This window comes from Rhizobium sp. ERR 942 (genome assembly GCF_007828395.1).
GTDB classification, from domain to species: Bacteria; Pseudomonadota; Alphaproteobacteria; order Rhizobiales; family Rhizobiaceae; genus Rhizobium; species Rhizobium dioscoreae.
Window position 1 is genome coordinate 222,011 of sequence record NZ_VIUA01000005.1, and the last position, 18,584, is coordinate 240,594.

The window sequence follows — 18,584 nt, forward strand, 5'->3', positions numbered from 1 at the left end:
CGAAGCGAGCGAGAAAGCAATGAAGCCGAGCCTGCCCACCCTTCTGAGCATCAATGGCGGCTATGTCGATACCGCGGGGTTTCTTGCCCTGCATGGCCTGTTCACGGCGCATGTCACGGGCAATTTCGTCACGCTCGGCGCTTCCCTGGCGCTTGGAACGTCGGGCGCTCTCGCCAAGCTTCTGGCGTTGCCGGTTTTCTGCGTCGTCGTCATTGTCGCCCGTCTCCTTGGCGGCGATCTCTCGCGGCGCAATCTGCCGACGCTGCAGATCATCCTCTCGCTGAAATTGCTGCTATTAGCGTTCGCGGCGATCCTCGCTTTGCGCTTCGGTCCGTTTGGCGATGGAGACGGCTGGCAGCCGCTTCTGACGGGCATGACCCTTGTCGCCGCCATGGCTATCCAGACGACGGCGCATCGCATTCACCTCGGCTCGACACCACCGACGACCATGATGACGGGCACGACGACGCAGATCATGATCGACATCGCCGATCTGCTCCATGGTGCCAAGCCAGAAGAAAAGGCGGCGATGCAGGCGCGGCTTCGCCGCATGGGAGCGGCCGTCGGCGGCTTTGCCTTCGGCTGCGCGCTGGCGGCGGCGCTTTTCCTGATCGTCGGCATGGCTTGTTTCCTGCTGCCGCCGGTTCTGGCGCTTGCGGGAATTCTCATGCATAGCGGCAAGGCGGAGGTGAAGCCGGCTTAGCTTTTTCGCCTGCGTCCATTCTTGAGACTACCAATCTTGCTCCTTTCTCCCGCCTTGCAAGTCGGCTACAGCTCTCTAAGTGTACGCGTCGGATCGAACCGGTCCGCCGCGTTCGAGGCGGCAAATCCTTGTGAGTTAAGAAGGGATGGTTTATGGCAGGAGAAACGGTGCTTGTGGTCGGCGGAGCCGGATATATCGGTTCGCACACTTGTCTGGATCTGGCGAATAAGGGGTTCAAACCCGTCGTCTACGACAATTTCTCCAATGGGCATCGCGAATTCGTCAAATGGGGTCCGGCCGAGGAAGGCGATATCCGCGATCGGGCGCGCCTCGACGAGGTGCTGGCCAAGCACAAGCCTGCCGCTATCCTGCATTTCGCCGCACTGATCGAGGTCGGCGAATCGGTCAAGGATCCCGTCGCCTTCTACGAAAACAATGTCATCGGCACGCTGACGCTGCTGTCCGCAGCGCAGGCGGCCGGTGTGAAGGCTTTCGTCTTCTCCTCGACCTGCGCAACATACGGTCTGCCGCAGAGCGTGCCGCTGGACGAGAACCACCAGCAAGTGCCGATCAATCCCTACGGCCGCACGAAATATATCGTCGAGCAGGCGCTGGCCGATTACGACCAGTACAAGGGGCTGCGCTCCGTCATTCTGCGCTATTTCAATGCTGCCGGTGCTGATTTCGAGGGGCGCATCGGCGAATGGCATACGCCGGAAACCCATGCGATCCCGCTCGCCATCGATGCTGCCCTTGGCCGCCGGCAGGGCTTTAAGGTGTTCGGCAACGATTATGACACGCGCGATGGCACCTGCGTGCGCGATTACATCCATGTGCTCGATCTCGCCGACGCCCATGTGCGCGCCGTGCAATATTTGCTTGATGGCGGCGATTCCGTCGCGCTCAACCTTGGTACCGGCACGGGAACGACGGTGAAGGAATTGCTCGGAACCATCGAGACCGTGTCGAACCGGCCATTTCCGGTCGAGTATGTTGGCCGCCGCGAGGGCGATTCGACGACGCTGGTCGCCAATAACGACAAGGCTCGTGATATTCTCGGCTGGTCGCCGCAATATGATCTGACCGAGATCATCCAATCCGCCTGGAATTGGCATGCCAAATCCAACCAGCACTAAACGGCGTTCTGTCGCTGGTGTTGGGGGCAAACGCCCGAACGTCCTGCTGATTTCAGCCGACCAGTGGCGGGGAGATTGTCTCTCCGCCGTCGGGCATCAATGCGTGAAGACGCCGAATGTCGATGCGCTCGCGCGGGAAGGCGTGCTCTTCCGGCGGCACTATGCCGGAACGGCCCCCTGTTCGCCGGCGCGCGCGACGCTCTATACCGGTCTTTACCAGATGAACCATCGTGTTTGCCGCAATGGTTCGCCGCTGGATGGCCGTTTCGACAATGTCGCGCTCGCGGCGCGGCGGGCCGGCTATGACCCGACGCTGTTCGGCTATACCGACACGGCGCCCGATCCGCGCAGCCGCGATCCCCACGATCCGCATCTGACGACCTATGAGGGAGTACTGCCCGGCTTCACGCCGCGGCAGCTTTTGCCCGAGCACGAGAAACAATGGCTTTCCTGGCTGCGGTCGCGCGGCCATGCCGATGCCGTCAGCCGGGATATCCATATTCCCGTCGGCGCCGAACCCGGCGAGATTTCCAGCAACGCACCCGCCTATTCCAAGGAGGAGACGCAGACGGCCTTTCTGGCGGGCGAATTCATCCGCTGGCTCGGCGAACAGGATCAGCCCTGGTTCGCGCATGTTTCCTTCCTAAGGCCGCATCCGCCTTTCTCGGTGCCGGAGCCTTATAACCGTATGTTTTCGCCCGCCGACGGCCCGACCTTTGCGCGCGCCGCCGATCGCGAGACGGAGATGGCCTCGCATCCGCTGCTCGCCTTCAGCCTGCCGCTGATCGACAAGGGAAGTTTCATACATGGCGGCAAAGGCTCCATCGCCGAATGGACGTCCGAGGATTTTGCGGCCATCCGGGCGATTTACTACGGCATGATTGCCGAGGTCGACGCGCAGCTCGGCCGGATCTGGAAGGCATTGAAGGATGCCGGCGCCTGGGACGATACCGTCATCGTCTTCACATCGGACCATGCCGAGATGATGGGCGACCACTGGATGCTCGGCAAGGGTGGCTTCTTCGAAGGCAGCTATCATGTGCCGCTCGTCATTCGCGATCCCGGTCAGCGCGCCACATACGGTCGGCAGGTGGAGCGTTTCACCAGTGCTGCGGATATTTTCCCAAGCCTCTGCGACCGGCTCTGCATCGAACCTGCAAATCATGTCGATGGCGACAGCCTGCTGCCGTTCCTCGCAGGGTCCGAGCCGGAAAACTGGCGCGACGCGGCCTTCTGGGAGTTCGATTTCCGCGATATTGCCGAAGGCATTCCCGAGCGGCACTTCAGCTTGCGGTCCAATGCCTGCAATCTGGCGGTCGTTCGCGACGAGCGCTTCAAATATGTCCATTGCGCCGGGCTGCCGCCGCTGCTCTTCGATTTGGCGAAGGATCCGGCCGAGCTGTCCAATGTCGCCGAAGACGGCGCCTATATGGCGATCAGGCTCGCCTATGCCGAAAAGCTGCTCTGCCTACGGGCGGAGCATCTCGACCAGACGCTCGCCTATACGGAACTGACGGAAAAAGGGCCGGTCTCGCTCCGGCCCTGAATCACCTTAGCCGAATGCGCCGAGATAATTCATCTTGCCCACCGCCAGGCCGCGGCTGCGCAGGATGTCGTGCGCCGTGGTGACGTGGAAGAAGAAGTTCGGCAGCGCGAATTTCGCCAGGTAATCTTCGCCCTTGAAGGTGATCTTGTTGCCTCCCGGCGTGATCGTCACTTCCCGCGTTTCGCTGCCTTCCATGGTGGCCGGCGTGATCGTCGCCAAAAAATCCTGCGTCTTCTTCAGACGCTCCCGCAAGTCTGCGACGGTCGTCTCGTTATCTTCGAAACGCGGCGCATCGATCCCGGCGAGACGGGAAATGGCGAGCTTCGCTGTATCCGAGGCGCGCTGGTACTGGCCGGAGAGCGGCAGCATGTCGTCGATCAGGCGCGCGGAAACGAGTTCCTCCGCCGCAATGCCTTTCTCCGTGGCATAGGCTTCGATCTTGTCGAGATAGGCCGAAAGGTTTTGCAGGCCGCGTTGAAAGATGGGGACTGAGAAACTGTACATCGAGGGCATGCGTTTTCTCCATTGCGGGCCGCGGCGCGGCCGGTGGGTTTGCCGACATTCTATTCCGTTTCCATGTCGATGGAATAATCGTTCCACGGTATCGGCGCTGATATGTAGGGTTTGACCGCCTATTCTTGCACCAGCGGACACGAGAAAACTCGTCGTCGTGAGGTCCCGTTTCGAGGACCAGAATTTGCTGTTGACCTTTCCCTTGAAAAATGGAATGAATATTCCGGATAGAGAATTTTACGGTTTGTTTGTTCCGTTTTTTCGATGTGGCCGCCATGGGAGTGGTGGCTGAATTGACTAGAGGCCCCGCAGTCGAAACTGGGGGCTCCGGCATTTAGGAGGGGTGTGGCCGGGCACCTTATCTGGGAGGAAAACATGAAGAAATTTATCCTTGGCTCCGCGATGGCTCTTCTGCTGTCGACCGCTGCCCACGCCCAAACCATCGGCGTTTCGATGGCGCTCTTCGACGACAACTTCCTGACCGTTCTGCGCAACGGCATGCAGGACTACGCCAAGGACAAGGGCGTGACCCTGCAGGTCGAAGACGCCCAGAACGACATCGCCAAGCAGCAGAGCCAGATCCAGAACTTCATCGCCAGTAAGGTCGATGCCATCATCGTGAATCCGGTCGATACCGACGCGACGGCTGCGATTTCCAAGCTCGCCGCCGACGCAAAGATCCCGCTCGTCTACGTCAACCGCGAGCCGGCAAACGTCGACAGCCTTCCGGACAAACAGGCTTTCGTCGCCTCGAACGAGCAGGAATCCGGTACGCTGGAAGCCAAGGAAGTCTGCCGGCTGCTGGGCGGGAAGGGTAAGGCTGTCATCATGATGGGCGAGCTTTCCAACCAGGCTGCCCGCATGCGCACCAAGGACGTCCATGATGTCGTGGCGACCGACGAGTGCAAGGGCATTAAGATCGTTCAGGAGCAGACCGCCAACTGGCAGCGCACCCAGGGTGCCGACCTGATGACCAACTGGCTCTCCAGCGGCATCGAATTCGATGCCGTCATCTCCAACAATGATGAAATGGCGATCGGCGCTATCCAGGCACTAAAAGCTTCCGGCAAGTCGCTGGACAAGATCGTCGTTGCGGGCGTCGACGCCACGCAGGACGCGCTTGCCGCCATGCAGGCTGGCGACCTGAAGGTCACCGTGTTCCAGGATGCCGCCGGCCAGGGCAAGGGTGCAGTCGATGCCGCACTCAAGCTTGCCAAGGGCGATAAGGTCGAGAAGAAGGTCTATATCCCCTTCCAGCTCGTCACGCCGGCTAACGTCAAGGACTTCGTCAAGAAGAACTGAGGACGAGAGTGATCGACGGATACGGGCTTAAAAAGCCCGTATCCTTTGTAATCCGATCTGCCCGGGAGGGAAAAATGGTTGTGAGCCCATCCACCATGGCGGCGGTGCGCGCCAGCGGCGTTGTTCCCAATGCCGCCTATCTGTTGAGCGCCGAAGGCATCCGCAAGGAATTTCCCGGCGTGCTCGCCCTCGATGACGTTTCCTTCCGCCTGAAGCGTGGAACGGTGCATGCGCTGATGGGCGAAAACGGCGCGGGCAAGTCGACGCTGATGAAGATCCTTGCCGGTATCTATATCCCCGATCAGGGCGAGGTACGCCTCAAGGGTGTCGAAATCCGGCTGAAGTCACCGCTCGACGCACTGGAAAACGGTATCGCCATGATTCATCAGGAATTGAACCTGATGCCATTCATGACGGTTTCGGAGAATATATGGATCCGCCGCGAGCCGAAGAACCGTTTTGGCCTCGTCGACCATGCGGAGATGAGCCGCAAGACCGAGGAGCTCTTCCAGCGCCTCAACATTTCCATCGATCCTGAAATCCAGGTGCGCGAGCTTTCTGTCGCCAGCCGCCAGATGGTCGAAATCGCCAAGGCGGTCTCCTATAATTCCGACGTGCTGATCATGGATGAGCCGACCTCGGCGCTCACCGAGCGCGAGGTGGCGCATCTATTCCAGATTATCCGCGACCTGCGCGCCCAGGGCATCGGCATCGTCTACATCACCCACAAGATGAACGAGCTGTTCGAGATCGCCGACGAGTTTTCGGTGTTCCGCGACGGCAAATATATCGGCACGCATGCCTCCACCGATGTGACGCGCGACGATATCATCCGCATGATGGTCGGCCGCGAGATCACGCAGATGTTCCCGAAGGAGGAAGTGCCGATCGGCGAGACCGTGCTGTCGGTCAAGGATTTGAGCCTCGACGGCGTCTTCTCCAATGTGTCCTTCGACGTCAGGGCCGGCGAGATCCTCGGCGTGGCCGGGCTTGTCGGATCGGGTCGGTCGAATGTTGCCGAGACCATCTTCGGCGTGACGCCTGCTACCTCCGGCACGATCGAGCTTTTTGGCAAGAAGGCCGAGATATCCTCGCCGGCGGCTGCTATCCGCCACGGCATGGCCTTCCTGACGGAGGACCGCAAGGATACGGGCTGTCTTCTCATCTTGAGCGTGCTCGAGAACATGCAGGTGGCCGTGCTGCACGACAAGTTCGTGCGCGGCGGCTTCGTGCAGGAGGGCGCGATCGAAGAGGCCTGCGAGGAGATGGCACGCAAGCTGCGCGTCAAGACGCCGAACCTCGACGAGCGCATCGAAAATCTATCGGGCGGCAATCAGCAAAAGGCCCTGATCGGCCGGTGGATGCTCACCAATCCCCGCATTCTGATCCTGGACGAGCCGACGCGTGGCATCGATGTCGGCGCCAAGGCCGAGATCCATCGTCTCGTTACCGAGATGGCGCGCAACGGCGTCGCCGTCATCATGATCTCGTCGGAAATGCCCGAGGTGCTTGGCATGAGCGACCGCATCATGGTCATGCATGAAGGACGGGTCACGGGATTCCTGGATCGTGCGGACGCAACTCAAGTGAAGGTGATGGAGCTGGCCGCGCAGTGACGCCGCCAATCATCGCAAGGGAGGATTGAACCATGGTTAGCAAAGTTGCAGAGGCGACCGCCCCGGCGGTCACACGGCCAAGACGTCGCCGCGTGCCGCCCGAACTCGGCATCTTCCTGGTGCTGATCGGCATCGCGCTCCTGTGCGAGATCCTCGGCTGGATCTTCGTCGGCCAGAGCTTCCTGATGAACCTGCAGCGCCTGAAGATCATGATCCTGCAGGTCTCGGTCATCGGCATCATCTCGGTCGGCGTGACGCAGGTCATCATCACAGGCGGTATCGACCTCTCGTCCGGCTCCGTCGTCGGCCTGACGGCCATGGTCGCCGCAAGCTTTGCCCAGTCATCGACATGGGCAAGGGCCGTCTATCCCGCACTGACCGACATGCCCTTCTTCGTGCCGATCGGCATCGGCCTGCTGATCGGCCTGCTTGCCGGCTACATCAACGGTCAGCTGATCACGAAAACGAAGATCCCGCCCTTCATCGCGACGCTCGGCATGATGGTTTCGGCCCGCGGCCTGTCGAAGCTTTATACCAAGGGCCAGCCGATCTCAGGCCTGACCGACCAGTTCAATTTCATCGGGTCGGGAATTTGGCCGGTCGTCGTCTTCCTCATCATCGCGGTCCTCTTCCATGTCGTGCTGCGCTACACGCGCTATGGCAAGTTCACCTATGCGATCGGCGCCAATGTGCAGGCCGCGCGCGTATCGGGCATCAATGTCGAGGCGCATCTGGTCAAGGTCTATGCGATTGCCGGGCTTCTGGCCGGCCTTGCCGGCATCATCACGGCCGCCCGCGTGCAGACGGCGCAGGCCGGCATGGGTGTGAACTACGAGCTGGACGCGATCGCGGCGGCCGTCATCGGCGGTACGTCACTGACCGGCGGCGTCGGTCGCATCGCCGGCACGGTGATCGGCACCGTTATCCTCGGTGTCATGATCTCCGGCTTCACCTTCCTCAATGTCGATGCCTATTACCAGGAAATCGCCAAGGGCTTCATCATCGTCGCGGCTGTTGCCATCGACGTCTACCGCCAGAAGAAGCGGGCCAAGCGCTGAAATGCCCGACACATCGTCAGCGTTCTAACATGCTCTCAAGGCGGGGTTTTTACCCCGCCTTTTCCATTTGACGATGCCATTCCATGCAAATGCAAATTTTTTTCATTTGGGTATGGCGAATCCTGTCAGCTTTTCTATTCTGGCCGCTTTCCATTCGCTCACTCGAGCGCTTCATCCGGGATAGACAATGCAAGCCGTATTCGATGGTCATAACGACGTTCTCCTGAGGCTCTGGCATCACGCGCGCGACGGCGCCGACCCGATCGCCGAATTCCGGGACGGGACGTCGAGCGGTCACATCGATGCTCCGCGGGCCAAGGCCGGCGGTTTGGCCGGGGGGCTGTGCGCCATCTATATTCCCTCGGGCGATCTCGTTTTCGCCGATCCTGATAGCAATGGCCATTATGCCACGCCTTTGGCGGCTCCGCTGGAGCGCGCGCCCTCTCTCGACATCGCGCTGGACATGGCCGCGATCGCGCTGAGACTCGACCGCGCCGGCGCCTGGAAGCTCTGCCGGTCCACGGCCGACATCCGCGACTGCATGGAGAAAGGCATTTTCGCTGCTGTTATGCACATGGAAGGCTGCGAGGCGATCGATGCCGATCTCGTCGCGCTCGAAACCTTCTATGCCGCCGGTCTGCGCTCGCTCGGCCCCGTCTGGAGCCGCAACAATGTCTTCGCCCATGGCGTGCCTTTCGCCTATCCGAGTTCGCCGGATACCGGACCTGGCCTCACCGAGGCTGGTTTCGCGCTGGTGCGCGCCTGCAACCAGCTCGGCATCCTCGTCGATCTCGCCCATATAACCGAAAAGGGTTTCTGGGATGTGGCGAAGACATCGGACCAGCCGCTGGTTGCAAGCCACTCCAATGCGCATGCGCTGACGCCGGTCGCGCGCAACCTCACCGACAAGCAGCTCGACGCCATCAAGGAGAGCCGCGGCATCGTCGGCCTCAACTATGCGACCGCGATGCTGCGCGACGACGCGCGCTCGGATGCCGACACGCCGATCGAGGCGATGGTTCGGCATGTCGATCATCTCGTCGGGCGTCTCGGCATCGATTGCGTCGGCCTCGGATCGGACTTCGACGGTGCGACGATTCCGGCTGAAATTGCTGATGCGGCAGGCAACCAGAAGCTGATTGAAGCCCTTCGCAACGCTGGTTATGGTGAGGCCGATCTTGTAAAGCTGTGCAGGGAGAACTGGCTTCGGGTCCTGGCGTCCGCCTGGAAGGAAGGTAGCCGGTGAAGTGCGTGCCGATATTGCGTAAAGTTTGTTAAGAGGGGAATGAAAACAATGATGATGACCAAGATGAACCGCGGTTTGCGCGCACTGTCTGCCGGCGCGGCTCTCTCGCTTCTGCTGATGGCGGCGCCGAATGCATATGCCGCCACGCCCAAGGACACGCTGGTCGAGGGTTTTGCTTTCGACGATATTCTCAGCATGGATCCGGCCGAAGCCTATGAGCTGTCGGCTGCCGAAATCACCGGCAACACCTATAGCCTGCTCGTCCGTCTCGACATTAACGATACGTCCAAGATCAAGGGTGACCTTGCAGAGAGCTGGTCGGTCTCCGACGATCACCTGACCTATACGTTCAAGCTGAAGCCCGGCCTGAAGTTTGCGTCCGGCAATCCGATCACCGCCGAAGACGTTGCATGGTCCTTCGAGCGCGTCGTCAAGCTCAACAAGAGCCCGGCCTTCATTCTTACCCAATTCGGCCTGACCGGCGACAACGTAACAGAGAAGGCTAAGGCAACCGATGCGAACACCTTCACCTTCACCGTCGACAAGCCCTATGCGCCGAGCTTCGTGTTGAACTGCCTGACGGCGACCGTCGCCGAAGTGGTCGACAAGAAACTGGTCCTGCAGCATGTGAAGCCGGCAACACCGACCGCCGACTATAAGTACGACAACGACTTCGGCAACAGCTGGCTGAAGACCGGCTTTGCCGGTTCCGGACCGTTTAAGCTGCGTGAATGGCGCGCCAACGAGGCCGTCGTGCTGGAGCGCAACGACAACTATTATGGCGAAAAGACGAAGCTGAACCGCGTCATCTATCGCTTCATGAAGGAAAGCTCGGCACAGCGCCTGGCGCTGGAGAACGGCGATATCGATATCGCCCGCAACCTGTCGCCGACCGATCTCGAGGCCGTCGAGAAGAACCCGCAGCTTGCTTCGACCAGTGCGCCGAAGGGCACCATCTACTACATGAGCCTCAACCAGAAGAACGCCAATCTGGCCAAGCCAGAAGTGCAGCAGGCGTTCAAATATCTGGTCGATTACGATGCCATCGGCAAGACGCTGATCAAGGGCATCGGCGAGATCCACCAGACGTTCGAACCGAAGGGCATGCTCGGCTCGCTGGATGAGAATCCGTTCAAGCTCGACGTCGCCAAGGCCAAGGAATTGCTGGCCAAGGCAGGCCTGCCCAATGGCTTCTCGATCACCATGGACGTGCGCAGCATCGAGCCGGATACGGGTATCGCGACCGCCATCCAGCAGACGCTCGGCCAGGCCGGCATCAAGGTGGAAATCATCCCGGGCGACGGCAAGCAGAAGCTGACGAAATATCGTGCCCGTAATCACGATATCTACTTCGGCAACTGGGGCCCGGACTATTGGGATCCCCATTCCAACGCCGATACCTTCACCACCAACGACGACAATTCCGATACCAGCAGCAACAAGACGCTCGTGTGGCGCAACACCTGGACCGCTCCCGAACTGGAGAAGCAGGCCAAGGCGGCGCTCTTCGAGGGCGATGCTAGCAAGCGCGGCGCAATGTATCAGGACATCCAGAAGAAATTCCTGGAAGCAAGCCCCTTCATCATCCTCTATCAGCAGACGGAAGTCGCCGGCTATCGCAAGGACGTGAAGGACTTCAAGCTTGGTCCGAGCTTCGACAACAACTTCGTCTGGCCGATCTCCAAGTGATGATCCGGCAGGACTAGGTCTTTGAGCACTGTCGAACGGAAAATGCAGGTGCGGCCCAAAAAGGGCCGTGCCGCTCCCTTTTTCATGGGGCTGCTGCGATTTCTCGTCGTCGCCGTCACCACCTATCTCGGCCTTCTGGCCGTCACCTTCTTCATCGGGCGCGTCATCCCGATCGATCCGGCGCTGGCGATCGCCGGCGATCACGCGCCGCAGCAGATATTGGAACGTCTGCGGCGCGAGATGCATCTCGACGAGCCGCTTTATCTGCAGTTCTATTATTATCTCGTCAGCGCTCTAAGCGGCGATTTCGGCACGTCGGTTCTGACGACGAATCCGGTCATGGATGACATCAGGCGCGTCTTCCCAGCGACAATGGAGCTCGCGACGGTCGGCACGATCATTGGCGCCATCTTCGGGGTTCCATTCGGTGTGCTCGCCGCGGTGCGCCGCAACAGCATCATAGACCAGATCGTCCGCGTGATTGGCCTCGTCGGCTATTCCGTGCCGGTCTTCTGGCTGGCCATGGTTTCGCTCGTCATCTTCTATGCGAAGCTGAACTGGGTCGCCTATCCCGGCCGCATCGACATCGCCTATGAATATACTTTCACGCCGGTCACCGGGTTCTTCCTGCTAGACAGCGCTATGCAGGGGCAATGGGACGTCTTCTGGGACGTGTTCCGCCACATCATCCTTCCGGCGTCGCTGCTCGGCTATTTCTCGCTTGCCTATATCAGCCGCATGACCCGCAGCTTCATGCTGAACGAACTAGGCCAGGAATATATCGTTGCGGCCCGCGCCAAGGGCCTTTCCGAGACGCGGGTGATCTGGGGGCATGCCCTGCGCAGTGCCGCCGTGCCGCTGATCACGGTGATCGCGCTTTCCTATGCCGGGCTGCTCGAGGGATCCGTGCTGACCGAGATCGTCTTCTCCTGGCCGGGCATCGGCTTCTATATCACCAGTTCTCTGCGCAATGCCGACATGAATGCCGTTCTCGGCGGCACCATCGTCGTCGGCACGGTGTTCATCGGCATCAATCTGATTTCCGATCTTCTGTATCGGACGCTCGACCCAAGGACCCGACGTAAATGACTGTCGAGACCACTCAACCCAGCTTGAGGGACTGGCTGCTCTCCGACCGGCCGCAGTCGCGCCGGCAGGCGAGATTGGGACGTGCCTACGTCACCTGGCGGCAGTTTTCCGCCAATCGCCTGGCCGTCATCGGGCTCGCGATCATCATCGCGCTCGTGCTCGTGGCGGCGCTCGCCGATGTCATCGCTCCGCATTCGCCCGTCATCGGCGACTTGACGAATGCCTATCTGAAACCACCGGGCACGCCGGGCTATCTTCTCGGCACCGACGATCTCGGCCGCGATATCCTTTCGCGCCTCATCTACGGTTCGCGCTGGACACTCTACATCGTCATTCTGGTCGCGATCATCTCGGCGCCGATCGGGCTGATCATCGGCATGGTGTCAGGCTATCTGGGCGGCTGGGTCGATGTGATCCTGATGCGCATCACCGATATCTTCCTTGCCTTTCCGAAGCTTGTGCTGGCCCTTGCCTTCGCCGGCGCCCTCGGCGCAGGCATCGAAAATGCCGTCATCGCGATTGCTATCACCTCCTGGCCGCCCTATGCGCGGCTGGCGCGCGCTGAAACAATGACGGTGCGGCGTTCGGACTATATCGCCGCCGTGCAGCTCATGGGTGCCTCGCCGCTGCGCATCATCTTCCGCCATGTCATGCCGCTCTGCATCTCCTCGGTGATCGTCCGTGTGACGCTCGACATGGCCGGCGTGATCCTGACGGCCGCCGGTCTCGGCTTCCTGGGGCTCGGCGCGCAGCCGCCGCTGCCGGAATGGGGCGTCATGATCGCGAGCGGCTTCAAATACTATCTCGATCAATGGTGGGTGGCGGCCATGCCCGGCATCGCGATCCTCATCGTCAGCCTCGGCTTCAACCTGCTCGGCGACGGCCTGCGCGATGCGCTCGATCCGAAGGAGAGCGGGCAATGACGGCACTTCTGACCGTGGAAAACCTTAAGGTTCGCTATCCGACCCGTACCGGCGTCATCGACGCCGTGCGCGGCGTCTCTTTCACGCTGGGTCGCGAGCGGCTTGGCATCGTCGGCGAGAGCGGTTCCGGCAAATCGCAGACCGGCCGCGCCATCATGGGACTGACGCCGCCGCACGGCATCGTCACAGCCGACAAGCTCGATTTCAGCGGTATCGACTTGCTATCGATCTCGGCCAAAGAGCGGCGCTCATTGCGCGGCAAGCGCATCGCCATGGTGCTGCAGGATCCGAAATATTCGCTCGATCCCGTCATGACCATCGGTAAGCAGATCACCGAGACGCTGCGCACCCATGAGAAGGTGAGCAAGGCCGAGGCTCGTGATCGCGCCCTTGCCATGCTGGAAGCGGTACAGATTCGCGATCCCGCCCGTGTCTACGACCTGCATCCGCACGAGGTTTCGGGCGGCATGGGCCAGCGCGTCATGATCGCTATGATGCTGATCGCCGGGCCGGAGCTCCTGATTGCCGACGAGCCGACTTCGGCGCTCGACGTCACCGTTCAGCTCGATGTCCTCAAGATCATGGACAAGCTCGTCTCCGAGCGTGGCATGGGGCTGATTTTCGTCTCGCACGACCTGCGGCTGGTGTCGTCCTTCTGCGACCGCGTGATCGTTATGTATGCGGGTAAGATAGTGGAAGAACTCAAAGCTTCCGAATTGAACAATGCCCAGCATCCCTATACGCGCGGCCTGCTGAACTGCATGCCGGTCATTGGCGAAAACAGGCATCCGCTGCCGGTGCTCGACCGCAAGCCGGAGTGGGCGGCATGACGACAGCACTCGCAGTTGATGGCCTCAGTGTGGTCTATGATGGCTATTATGCGCTCGACGCCGTTGGCATCGACGTGAACAAGGGCGAATCCTTTGGTCTGGTCGGCGAGTCTGGCTCCGGCAAATCGACGCTGCTGCGCGCCGTTGCGGGCCTTGCGCCCGTCACCGACGGCACGATCCAGGTCGGCGGTGAACAGCTCAAGGGCGCCAGGCGCAGCAAGACCTTCTATCGCCAGGTACAGATGGTGTTTCAGGATCCCTACGGCTCCCTGCATCCGCGCCAGACGATCGACCGGTTGCTGCTTGAGCCTTTGTCGATTCATGGGATCGGCGACACGGAGACCCGGATCGCCAGGGCGCTGGATGAAGTCGGCCTGGGAAAGGGCTTCCGCTTCCGTTATCCGCACCAGCTCTCCGGCGGCCAGCGCCAGCGCGTCGCCATTGCGCGCGCGCTAATCGTGGAGCCGTCGATCCTGTTGCTCGACGAGCCGACTTCGGCGCTCGATGCCTCGGTGCAGGCCGAAGTGCTCAACCTGCTTGAGCAGGTTCGCAGGGATCGCCATCTGACCTTCGTTATGGTCAGCCACGATCTCGGCGTCATCACCCATATGTGCGAGCGTCTGGCCGTCATGCGCAACGGCGCGGTCGTCGAGAGGCTGACCGCGAAGGAACTGGCTGTCGGCGATGTGAAGGAAGATTACACGCGCAATCTGATGGTCGCCAGCAAGGGGTTCGTCCGCGCCTGAGCGGGCGGCTTGTGCCTTAGCGGCGCGTTAACGAACTGGGCGCGTAAACACGACCAATCGTATAGACTATTGACACCTGCCGCAATTCTGTCATGATCTCGTTAATGGCAGTTAACTTTCGTGATCCCGACAAGGGGTCAGACGTTAAGTGGAGGCAGACATGTTTTTCATGGGTGGCATGACCATGGGCTATCTTCATCCGCCGGTTCCGGCGAAACGGGAAGGTGCACGGTCCGCTACTCTTGCTGACGAAAACTGCCGCCGCCAGGCCGGACCTGCCGAAGAGCAGACGGCCGATACCAGCGCCATCGAGCGCAGCTTGATTTGGGCCCGCCGCATTCTTTGCTGAATTGGCATTGCCGATCTTTCGGGTCCTCGACTTCAGATGGTTTAATTTTTCTCGGCTCGCGTTCTGGACGGAAATTCATCTCTACCTAATTGATAGGAAATGTATGAATATCCGTCCCGGGCTTGGCCTGAGAGACATATAAGAAACGAACGGAGGCAACACATGGCGAATTTGGGTATTTCGAATGCGCATGTGAATCAGTTCGATGGTTCCAAGCGCGCCGCCAAGACGCGGCAGAAGATTCAAACAGTGATTCATGTCGTACTGTTTTCGGCTGCATTCCTGTTTGTCGCGGCCATTGTTTGTGGGCTTGTCGTCTAAGGCGACGTTTGGCCGGTGGCGGCTTTGTTCCGCCGCTGATGTGGGGCCGATGCGGCCCATCTCTTGAAAATCGGGAAGTTTGCGGGTCCGGTCAATCACGACTGGTCGTTTTTCTCCTTGTGCAGCTTCCGATCTCGTTTCATCGGCAGAGTTTCGCCGGGCAAGGAAAATTTGCTCGGCCGATGGAATGTGCCGTGTGAAACAGTAAACTTTATCTCAAAATATGGCGCGGCGAGAAGGCGATGAATGCCGTGCTCGACCAGCTGGTGGATGACGAAAACCGCATCATCCGGCTGTTCACGCCGCCCTTTGCCAAGTCGGCGCGTGATCCGGGTTACATCAAGTCCTATCCGCCTGGTGTGGGCGAGAATGGCGGCCAGTATACCCATGCGGCCACCTGGGTCGTCATGGCGCTGGCCGAGATGGATCGCGGTGACGATGCCTGGCATTGCTTCGATATGCTGAACCCGATCAACCATGCACGCGATCGTGATCAGGCCGATACCTATCGTGTAGAGCCCTATGTGGTTGCTGCTGATATCTACGGCGAAGGACAATTGACGGGCCGTGGCGGCTGGACCTGGTACACGGGCTCCGCCGGCTGGCTGTATCGCGTCGCTGTCGAAGGCATTCTCGGTATCCGCGTGAAAAACGGACGACTTTTCGTCAAACCGGCATTGCCCTCGAACTGGGATGGCTTTACGGCGGATATCGAGCTGCCGGGCGGAAATTACCGTATTTCCGTCTCAAAAGCGCCCGATGTGGCGGGATACTCGGTCACTATCAATGACAGGGCGGTCGCCCATCCCGAAGAGGGCTATCCGGTCGGACAGTAGCGTTTCTGCACTGTTTCGCTTCGACGATCGGGGCCAAAGGGGGAACTCTTTGGCCCCGATTGCATTTGAGTGTCGGAACAGGAGAGTTTTATGAATTCGAGGGCGAATATGAGCTCGGTGTCGGCACAACGAGTGAGTTTGCCGAAGCCGGTCTCCCAGAGGGATACCCGACTGGATGTTCTCAGAGCCCTGGCTCTGATCATGATTTTCATCAACCATGTGCCGGGGCAGATCTTCGAGGATTTCACTTCGAAGAATTTCGGCTTCTCCGATGGTGCCGAAGCCTTTGTGCTGATCTCCGGCATATCGGTCGGCCTTGCCTATGGAACGAGATTTCTTCCGGGCAATCGGCTGAACATGGCATGGAAGGCGATCAAACGTGCCTTCACGCTTTATACCGCGCATATGATCACGACCTTCGTGACGCTGGTGCTCTTCATTTCTGGCGCGTGGCTTTTCCACCAGAAGGGCTTGCTCTGCGAAGTGAATATCCTTGCCCTGCTGATGGACCCGGCGCGCGGCATTCCCGCGCTGCTGACGCTCGGGCACCAGATCGGCTACAACAACATTCTACCCATGTACGGTGCCTTGTTCCTGATGCTGCCGCTGATCATGCTGCTGGAAGCAAGAAGCCCCCTACTTCTGCTCGCAATTTCGGTTGGCGTCTGGCTGGTGTCCGGCATCTATTACATCGCGCCGCATACGACATTGCTTGAGGGCTTCTGGTTCCTCAATCCGCTATCCTGGCAGCTGCTTTTCGTCATCGGCTTCGTCGCCAGCATGCATGTCAAGCGCGGCGGGCACATCCCTGCCCATCCGGTTCTGATCGGGCTGGCCTGCGCCTATGTGCTCGTGTCTTTCATCTGGGTGACCGACAAGCTGTGGATACTCGGCGACTACCTCGCCATGCTCGGTCTGCCGACCGTCGTCACCGGCTTCGACAAGACTTTCCTGTCGCTGCCGCGGCTGCTGCATGTTCTGGCGCTTGCCTATCTGATCGTCAGCATCCCCGCCATTTCGGCGTTCCTGCGCCGCTCGGCCAATCACCCGCTGACGATCCTCGGGCGGCATTCGCTGAACATCTTCGTTGCCGGCACCATCCTCGCCATGGCTGGTCAGGTCCTTCTCTACGTGACCAACAAGAGCCCCGTCGTCGGCGCCATCTATGTCGTCTTCGGCATCGCTGCCCAGTTCCTCTATGCCTATCATCTCGAGCACAAGCGGCTTCAGCTTGCCGGCCAGCGCGCGGCGAAGAAGCCTGCCGCACCGACTGCGATGCCTGCGCATTTCGGAAAGCCTCACTGAAGGTTGCTGCCGCGCTGCGTGCCTGTGCTGTTCGGTGCATCGATCTTCGTGCGATTGCCGAGAAAAGCAGGCCCTACCGTCAAAATTTACCTTAGTGTTATGCGCAGCTAGCTCCCAAGCGCGTCTAAATCAGAACGGGACATGATCGCCCAGATCTTCAACCTGTACCCCGAGAGCCTTCGCAAGGGCCCTTCTTCCGCTATCAGGCAACCTTGTAAGGCTGCTGGCGATCGCTTCCTGCCACGATGGCCCTCTCGCGCACGCCTCTTCGTAGGCATCGGCTAAGACGTCGCCTTGGCGTGTCTCCACGAGGGCCTCGAAAAGCAGGGAGGCCTGAGATCGATCCTTGTCTGCCTTGGTGCGTCCCAACGCGTCTGTGAGCCGTCTCGATGCTACGATGAGTTTGTGGACGGCAAACCGCTCGGGAACCGGAACTAACACGCTTACACCTTCACGATGAAGAAGCACGGTGCGGACAGGTTCGTAGATCAGGTAGTCCAAGAATCGTAGGCTTTCCGCCGACGCGCCTCCGAGGGCGGGCATGGGCGATGGTTTGCCGGAATACTCGTCAGATCCCCGGTTGCTCGTGAGAAACTCTACTCGATAGCCCTTTGCGTTCACGAAAGCGACGACCTTTGCCTGATCCGATTGGTGCGGGATCGCTCGGAAGCTGGGATCAACCGACTGGAGGACTTCCAGCACGGGTGGCAGACTATCCCCAACTTCTGCCGAGATTGCAAAATCCTGCGCGAAATCGGCATCACTTGTCTGCATTGCCGACGAGGGCAGCCGAACACCAAGAAGGCCCGCATAGGTACCGAATGCCACAGATCCGATCAGGACGGCCCGCAGTCGGAACAATCCGGCGTCCGCAAGGGCCTTCGTGATGTCTCCAGCGAATGGGTCTGGACCGGGAAGACCAGCGCGACGCAAGGAGCTGACCATGCGCCGGCGTTCCTTGATGTTGTCCTTGATCTGCTTGTGGGCGTTCACCCGCGCCGTGATTTCTTCGTCGCTGTGCGGGCCGACATAGCGTCGCTTGTCGCCGTTTGGTGTAGGGAGATCGAAATACCAGTAGTCGCGGCCCTTGACGGGAACCGTGACGAAACGCCCCTCCAGAGGGAAGTCCGCATGGAACTGGCCATCGAGTGCGCGCTGTGCGAGTTCCGCGAACATTGTTCGGTATACAATATCGATTTCTTTCATCGATATATTCCTCTGAAGCGTTGCGTCCGCGCGGTCGTCAGCTGGTAATCATTTCCTTGAACGCGATCTTGCGACGACATAGTTATAATGTTTCCGTAGAAAGATTATAACTCATTTTGCCGGCGTCAACGATTGCATCAATTATAATTTCTTCGCGAAAACATTATAAC

17 protein-coding genes and 1 pseudogene are annotated in these 18,584 nt (G+C 59.9%); 16 read left to right on the forward strand and 2 right to left on the reverse strand.

What is annotated here, in order from left to right:
• The first annotated feature begins 19 nt into the window (after positions 1-19).
• From FBZ97_RS21190 to FBZ97_RS21200, 3 genes are all read left to right on the forward strand, one after another.
• A complete protein-coding gene (locus FBZ97_RS21190; RefSeq protein ID WP_145321883.1) occupies positions 20-703 on the forward strand; it encodes a DUF1275 family protein in 684 nt (227 codons plus the stop codon).
• 152 nt (positions 704-855) lie between these two features.
• Positions 856-1,839, forward strand: a complete 984-nt coding sequence (gene galE, locus FBZ97_RS21195) for a UDP-glucose 4-epimerase GalE (RefSeq protein ID WP_145321885.1) — start codon at positions 856-858, stop codon at positions 1,837-1,839.
• Positions 1,817-3,385 carry an alkaline phosphatase family protein gene (locus FBZ97_RS21200; RefSeq protein WP_145321887.1) on the forward strand — a complete coding sequence of 523 codons (1,569 nt, stop codon included), beginning with the start codon at positions 1,817-1,819 and terminating at the stop codon, positions 3,383-3,385. Before galE ends, FBZ97_RS21200 begins: the two co-directional genes overlap by 23 nt.
• Before the next feature lie 6 nt (positions 3,386-3,391).
• On the opposite strand, the gene FBZ97_RS21205 is transcribed toward FBZ97_RS21200, so the two are convergent.
• On the reverse strand, positions 3,392-3,898 hold the full coding sequence (locus FBZ97_RS21205) for a DUF1993 domain-containing protein (RefSeq protein WP_145321889.1): 507 nt from the start codon (positions 3,896-3,898) through the stop codon (positions 3,392-3,394).
• A gap of 375 nt (positions 3,899-4,273) precedes the next feature.
• Here FBZ97_RS21205 and FBZ97_RS21210 point away from each other — a divergent pair, with 375 nt between their 5' ends.
• The 13 genes and pseudogenes from FBZ97_RS21210 (at position 4,274) to opgC (ending at position 17,208) form a co-directional block, all read left to right on the forward strand.
• Positions 4,274-5,200 carry a sugar ABC transporter substrate-binding protein gene (locus FBZ97_RS21210; RefSeq protein ID WP_113396414.1) on the forward strand — a complete coding sequence of 309 codons (927 nt, stop codon included), beginning with the start codon at positions 4,274-4,276 and terminating at the stop codon, positions 5,198-5,200.
• 74 nt (positions 5,201-5,274) lie between these two features.
• Entirely contained in the window at positions 5,275-6,816 is a 1,542-nt protein-coding gene (locus tag FBZ97_RS21215) for a sugar ABC transporter ATP-binding protein (protein ID WP_113352746.1), read from the forward strand.
• A gap of 32 nt (positions 6,817-6,848) precedes the next feature.
• Positions 6,849-7,874 (forward strand): ABC transporter permease, encoded by a 1,026-nt coding sequence (locus FBZ97_RS21220; RefSeq protein ID WP_095433172.1) that lies wholly within the window; start codon positions 6,849-6,851, stop codon positions 7,872-7,874.
• 187 nt (positions 7,875-8,061) lie between these two features.
• Positions 8,062-9,120 (forward strand): dipeptidase, encoded by a 1,059-nt coding sequence (locus tag FBZ97_RS21225; RefSeq protein WP_069611507.1) that lies wholly within the window; start codon positions 8,062-8,064, stop codon positions 9,118-9,120.
• Between the two features lie 48 nt (positions 9,121-9,168).
• The gene (locus FBZ97_RS21230) at positions 9,169-10,809 is read left to right on the forward strand and encodes an ABC transporter substrate-binding protein (RefSeq protein ID WP_113352744.1); all 1,641 of its coding nucleotides are present in this window, start codon (positions 9,169-9,171) and stop codon (positions 10,807-10,809) included.
• A gap of 21 nt (positions 10,810-10,830) precedes the next feature.
• Positions 10,831-11,898 (forward strand): ABC transporter permease, encoded by a 1,068-nt coding sequence (locus FBZ97_RS21235; RefSeq protein WP_113352743.1) that lies wholly within the window; start codon positions 10,831-10,833, stop codon positions 11,896-11,898.
• Complete coding sequence (locus FBZ97_RS21240) at positions 11,895-12,821, forward strand: ABC transporter permease (protein ID WP_069611510.1); 927 nt, start codon at positions 11,895-11,897, stop codon at positions 12,819-12,821. The genes FBZ97_RS21235 and FBZ97_RS21240 overlap by 4 nt, the downstream gene beginning before the upstream one ends.
• Positions 12,818-13,651 (forward strand): ABC transporter ATP-binding protein, encoded by an 834-nt coding sequence (locus FBZ97_RS21245; RefSeq protein ID WP_145321891.1) that lies wholly within the window; start codon positions 12,818-12,820, stop codon positions 13,649-13,651. The genes FBZ97_RS21240 and FBZ97_RS21245 overlap by 4 nt, the downstream gene beginning before the upstream one ends.
• Complete coding sequence (locus FBZ97_RS21250) at positions 13,648-14,397, forward strand: ABC transporter ATP-binding protein (protein ID WP_112724136.1); 750 nt, start codon at positions 13,648-13,650, stop codon at positions 14,395-14,397. Before FBZ97_RS21245 ends, FBZ97_RS21250 begins: the two co-directional genes overlap by 4 nt.
• Positions 14,398-14,557: 160 nt before the next feature.
• The gene (locus FBZ97_RS21255) at positions 14,558-14,746 is read left to right on the forward strand and encodes a hypothetical protein (RefSeq protein ID WP_113352740.1); all 189 of its coding nucleotides are present in this window, start codon (positions 14,558-14,560) and stop codon (positions 14,744-14,746) included.
• A gap of 162 nt (positions 14,747-14,908) precedes the next feature.
• The gene (locus tag FBZ97_RS34495; RefSeq protein ID WP_173004597.1) at positions 14,909-15,067 is read left to right on the forward strand and encodes a hypothetical protein; all 159 of its coding nucleotides are present in this window, start codon (positions 14,909-14,911) and stop codon (positions 15,065-15,067) included.
• A 239-nt stretch (positions 15,068-15,306) separates the two neighbouring features.
• Positions 15,307-15,903, forward strand: a pseudogene (locus FBZ97_RS21260) (hypothetical protein); the annotation flags it as partial.
• 108 nt (positions 15,904-16,011) lie between these two features.
• Positions 16,012-17,208: an OpgC domain-containing protein gene (gene opgC, locus FBZ97_RS21265; protein ID WP_233790107.1), complete on the forward strand. Its 1,197-nt coding sequence runs from the start codon at positions 16,012-16,014 to the stop codon at positions 17,206-17,208.
• A 129-nt stretch (positions 17,209-17,337) separates the two neighbouring features.
• Here the strand turns inward: opgC and FBZ97_RS21270 are convergent, their stop codons facing one another.
• Complete coding sequence (locus tag FBZ97_RS21270; RefSeq protein ID WP_113389768.1) at positions 17,338-18,414, reverse strand: GSU2403 family nucleotidyltransferase fold protein; 1,077 nt, start codon at positions 18,412-18,414, stop codon at positions 17,338-17,340.
• Positions 18,415-18,584: the final 170 nt, after the last annotated feature.

What these genes read in the sequence shown, in the direction of transcription:
- FBZ97_RS21240 (WP_069611510.1), top strand. Translation starts at nt 11,895, where the DNA reads ATGACTGTCGAGACCACTCAACCCAGCTTGAGGGACTGGCTGCTCTCC.
- FBZ97_RS21250 (WP_112724136.1), top strand. Translation starts at nt 13,648, where the DNA reads ATGACGACAGCACTCGCAGTTGATGGCCTCAGTGTGGTCTATGATGGC.
- FBZ97_RS21270 (WP_113389768.1), bottom strand. Translation starts at nt 18,414, where the DNA reads ATGAAAGAAATCGATATTGTATACCGAACAATGTTCGCGGAACTCGCA.
- FBZ97_RS21215 (WP_113352746.1), top strand. Translation starts at nt 5,275, where the DNA reads ATGGTTGTGAGCCCATCCACCATGGCGGCGGTGCGCGCCAGCGGCGTT.
- galE (WP_145321885.1), top strand. Translation starts at nt 856, where the DNA reads ATGGCAGGAGAAACGGTGCTTGTGGTCGGCGGAGCCGGATATATCGGT.
- FBZ97_RS21220 (WP_095433172.1), top strand. Translation starts at nt 6,849, where the DNA reads ATGGTTAGCAAAGTTGCAGAGGCGACCGCCCCGGCGGTCACACGGCCA.
- FBZ97_RS34495 (WP_173004597.1), top strand. Translation starts at nt 14,909, where the DNA reads ATGGCGAATTTGGGTATTTCGAATGCGCATGTGAATCAGTTCGATGGT.
- FBZ97_RS21205 (WP_145321889.1), bottom strand. Translation starts at nt 3,898, where the DNA reads ATGCCCTCGATGTACAGTTTCTCAGTCCCCATCTTTCAACGCGGCCTG.
- FBZ97_RS21210 (WP_113396414.1), top strand. Translation starts at nt 4,274, where the DNA reads ATGAAGAAATTTATCCTTGGCTCCGCGATGGCTCTTCTGCTGTCGACC.
- FBZ97_RS21190 (WP_145321883.1), top strand. Translation starts at nt 20, where the DNA reads ATGAAGCCGAGCCTGCCCACCCTTCTGAGCATCAATGGCGGCTATGTC.
- FBZ97_RS21255 (WP_113352740.1), top strand. Translation starts at nt 14,558, where the DNA reads ATGTTTTTCATGGGTGGCATGACCATGGGCTATCTTCATCCGCCGGTT.
- opgC (WP_233790107.1), top strand. Translation starts at nt 16,012, where the DNA reads ATGAGCTCGGTGTCGGCACAACGAGTGAGTTTGCCGAAGCCGGTCTCC.
- FBZ97_RS21225 (WP_069611507.1), top strand. Translation starts at nt 8,062, where the DNA reads ATGCAAGCCGTATTCGATGGTCATAACGACGTTCTCCTGAGGCTCTGG.
- FBZ97_RS21245 (WP_145321891.1), top strand. Translation starts at nt 12,818, where the DNA reads ATGACGGCACTTCTGACCGTGGAAAACCTTAAGGTTCGCTATCCGACC.
- FBZ97_RS21230 (WP_113352744.1), top strand. Translation starts at nt 9,169, where the DNA reads ATGATGATGACCAAGATGAACCGCGGTTTGCGCGCACTGTCTGCCGGC.
- FBZ97_RS21200 (WP_145321887.1), top strand. Translation starts at nt 1,817, where the DNA reads ATGCCAAATCCAACCAGCACTAAACGGCGTTCTGTCGCTGGTGTTGGG.